General features: G+C 38.3%; 3 protein-coding genes. All 3 read left to right on the top strand.

The window, feature by feature from the left end; translation table 11 throughout:
* Nucleotides 1-38: 38 nt before the first annotated feature.
* Entirely contained in the window at nucleotides 39-1,469 is a 1,431-nt protein-coding gene (gene xseA / locus BN338_RS04935; protein WP_039759646.1) for an exodeoxyribonuclease VII large subunit, read from the top strand.
* Nucleotides 1,447-2,073, top strand: coding sequence for a DNA-3-methyladenine glycosylase I (locus BN338_RS04930; RefSeq protein WP_039759644.1), 627 nt, complete (start codon nucleotides 1,447-1,449; stop codon nucleotides 2,071-2,073). Before xseA ends, BN338_RS04930 begins: the two co-directional genes overlap by 23 nt.
* 352 nt (nucleotides 2,074-2,425) lie before the next feature.
* Nucleotides 2,426-2,614, top strand: a complete 189-nt coding sequence (locus BN338_RS04925; RefSeq protein WP_039759642.1) for a hypothetical protein — start codon at nucleotides 2,426-2,428, stop codon at nucleotides 2,612-2,614.
* Nucleotides 2,615-3,567: the final 953 nt, after the last annotated feature.

The raw sequence follows: 3,567 nt of genomic DNA, 5'->3' as shown, positions 1-3,567 counted from the left end.
TGTTAGGAATGAATATTTCAACTTTCGTGAATTGAAAAATGGTCAATTTATTGAGTGAAAAGACAGGTAGGACGAATATTGCGGAATTTACTGTTTCCGAAATAGCAGGCGCTTTAAAGCGTGTTGTTGAGGAAAAGTTTGGCTACGTGCGGGTGCGTGGGGAGATCTCAGGTTACCGTGGAGCTCATGCTTCGGGACATGCTTATTTTGCTTTAAAAGATGATAAGGCACGGTTGGAAGCTGTTATTTGGCGTGGCGTGATGGAAAAGCTCAAATTTCCTCCTGAAGAAGGGATGGAAGTGGTTGCTGTCGGTAAGCTTACAACTTATCCAGGGTCATCGAAATATCAAATTGTCATTGAGGCTCTTGAGCCAACAGGGGTTGGTGCTTTGATGACTCTTCTTGAAAATCGTAAGAAAAAGTTTGCAGAAGAAGGCTTATTTGATGAAGCAAAGAAAAAGCCTTTGCCTTATATGCCTCGAGTTATAGGTGTTGTAACATCTCCAACGGGAGCCGTTATTCGCGATATTATTCATCGTATATCTGATCGTTTTCCGTTGCATGTTTTGGTTTGGCCTGTCCGTGTTCAGGGGGAAACAAGCGGGAGTGAAGTGGCTGCTGCTGTTGAAGGCTTTAATGCTCTTGCTTCAGGAGGGCATATTCCAAAACCTGATCTCCTCATTGTGGCACGGGGAGGAGGAAGTTTAGAAGACTTGTGGGGGTTTAATGACGAAGCTGTTGTGCGTGCTGTTTATGCTTCTAAGCTGCCCGTTATTTCTGCTGTTGGTCATGAAACAGACTGGACTTTGATTGATTATGTCGCTGATTGGCGTGCTCCAACCCCTACAGGAGCTGCAGAAAAGGCTGTGCCCGTCAAGCTTGATCTTGAAGTGAGTGTCGCGTCACTGGGAGCACGTTTGCGTAAAGGACTTGCACGTTCTTTTGATTTTCATCAACAAAAGTTGCGTGCGGCTAGACGAGGTCTGCCCACGGTCGACCAACTTTTTTCGTTACCGCGGCGTGGTTTTGATGAAATTTCAAGTCGATTACAGCGTTCTCTTTGTGTGAGCTACGATAAAAAACGTTTTTCTTTTCATGCTCTTCATCTCCGTCTTTCGCCCCGTTTGTTAAAGAGTGAAAAAGCACAATGCCATACAAAGGAATATACGGCACGCCTTCATCGTGCTTTTATTCGCAGTGTAGAAAAACAACGCGTTCGAGTAGAGGTTGCATTTAGGCTTTTAAAAAGTACTTCTTATCAGAATATTTTAGAGCGAGGCTTTGTTTTGGCTTTGGGGCAAGATCATAAACCTATTAAACGGTTGGCGCAGTTTCCTGAAAGTGGACAAATAAATTTACGCTTTTTTGATGGTGATATCTGTGTTGCAACACAAGAATCTGTTTCCGCGACACGTTCAAAACACAAGAAGATAAAGTCGCTAAGCGATGATCAAGGAACTCTTTTTTAATACGGTAAAGATTATGCTGGCTCAGGGGCTTCTTAAGGGGGGAGATGGAAAAGTTCGTTGTGCATGGGCTGGAACGGATCCACTTTATTGTGCTTATCATGATAACGAATGGGGAAAACCTATTTTTGAGGATATCCCTTTGTTTGAAAAAATTTGTCTTGAAGGTTTCCAAGCGGGGCTTTCTTGGTTTACGATTTTAAAAAAACGCTCTTCTTTTCGCGTTGCATTTGATGATTTTGACTTTGAAAAGATTGCTCATTATGATGCGCTAAAGGAGCAAATGTTGATGCAGAATAAAGGTATTGTTCGTCATCAGGGGAAAATTCGATCAGTGCTTAATAATGCACTGAGAGCACAAGAAATTATAACAGAGTGGGGGAGCTTATCACACTATTTTTGGTCTTTTCAACCACCACAATCGGAGCGTTATGAAAAGATAGATTTTCAAACATTGTTGGCAAATCCTATAACTCCAGCTTCTCTTCGTCTTTCCCAAGATTTAAAGAAGCGCGGCTGGACGTTTGTTGGTCCCACGATTTGTTATGCTTTTATGCAGTCTGTAGGGATTGTTAATGATCATCTTGAAGGGTGTTTTTGTCGGTAAATTGGTAAAATTTCTGTCATAAGGGCAATGATTAAGTCGTTGAATTTTTTCATTAACGTGCAGGTTATACAACTTTATTGTATAAGATAATTAAAGTATACAAACGAGACAATAGTGATGATTTTTTATTGTTATTGGTCATTAAAATAACAAAAATATACTTTTGAGAATGAAAAAACAAATGCAAAAAAAGGTAATATCTTAACTATCATGTATTTAGCGTTAGATAGTGGTGATATCTTATATGTAAAATAGAACGCTACCCAGTTGCCAATTCACGGTTTTTCTTAAAAAAATATTTCTTAATGCGTCTTAAAACCGTTTCGCATTGAGGCTCGTAAATGGAATAACGATGGAAGCTATTGAGCATCACCATCTTGCGTTTATGAAGGAATGGGCCGGTATTATCACCCACACTTTGCCCGCTCTAAAATATTGCGACAGCGCTTGGCATTTAAAATGGTTTAGAAGAGGTATTTTTATTTTTGTTCATGCCATGAATGTCATCATTAAGAATGAACATTTTATTCATGTTTATTGATGAATGCAAAGTGGTTGTTAGATGGGGGCTTTTGTTGCATTATTATATTTTGCTTGGGCTGTATGATCGTTGGTTTATTTGTGTGGTGGTCGATTGTTCAAGACATGCCTAAGGAATACAAAACAAAATGCAGCAAGGAAAATTGACGTTAAATAACTCAAGCTGCTTGTGTTAGGTTTTATTATCTGGTAACTTTCTTTCATTAGAGAGGGAGTTTGCTGCGTGTGAGCTCCAGTTTTGGGGAGGATAGTTAAGCTCAGACAGACGGGTATTCATTACATTGCTTCGTTAAATCTCTGTATGTTGCTGTTTGGAACTAAACGTTTTGTTACAGCAGATGGTTTGCTATTTTATTTTTATAGCGGTAAAGCAATGATATAAACTAGAGTTTAGAATGATTTATATTCGTTATATCTTTGGGGAAAATTGTATAATGAAGTTTGTTTTGATGAATGAGAAAGTGTCTTTTAGTATGTATTCTTTTATTACAAGCTTGGTCTCTCAGAAGATAAAGTTTGGAAGGAATAGTTCTTCTCATTGTTCCTCTTTATCTTTGTTAACACGTTTGTTTTTTTACGGGCTATAAGGCTTGTCGTTTTGATGATTAATTGGGGGGATAATAGGGTTTATTGTCGTGTGCAAAGAGATATCTATGAAAAGAATGTCATATTGGTTAGCAAAACACATATTCCGTGTTCGCTATGGTTTGATTGAGCTGTCAGACAATGAATTGATAAAATGGATGAATTTAAAAGTAGACGACTTTGTATAGGTGATGAGAAGGTCTTTGTTCAATCTTTATGATTATAGATTTGCCCTTTATGATTATAAATTTTCCAAGTCACTTCAGTGTTATTAATTGATAAAAAATATAAAGGGGAAAGTTTATGACCTTGAAGAAAAAAAGATTGAAAAGAGTAGCTTTCCTATTTCTTTTCTTATAGCACTTGGAG

Source organism: Bartonella queenslandensis AUST/NH15 (assembly GCF_000312585.1).
GTDB lineage: Bacteria > Pseudomonadota > Alphaproteobacteria > Rhizobiales > Rhizobiaceae > Bartonella > Bartonella queenslandensis_A.
This window is presented reverse-complemented; position numbering and strand designations above follow the sequence as displayed.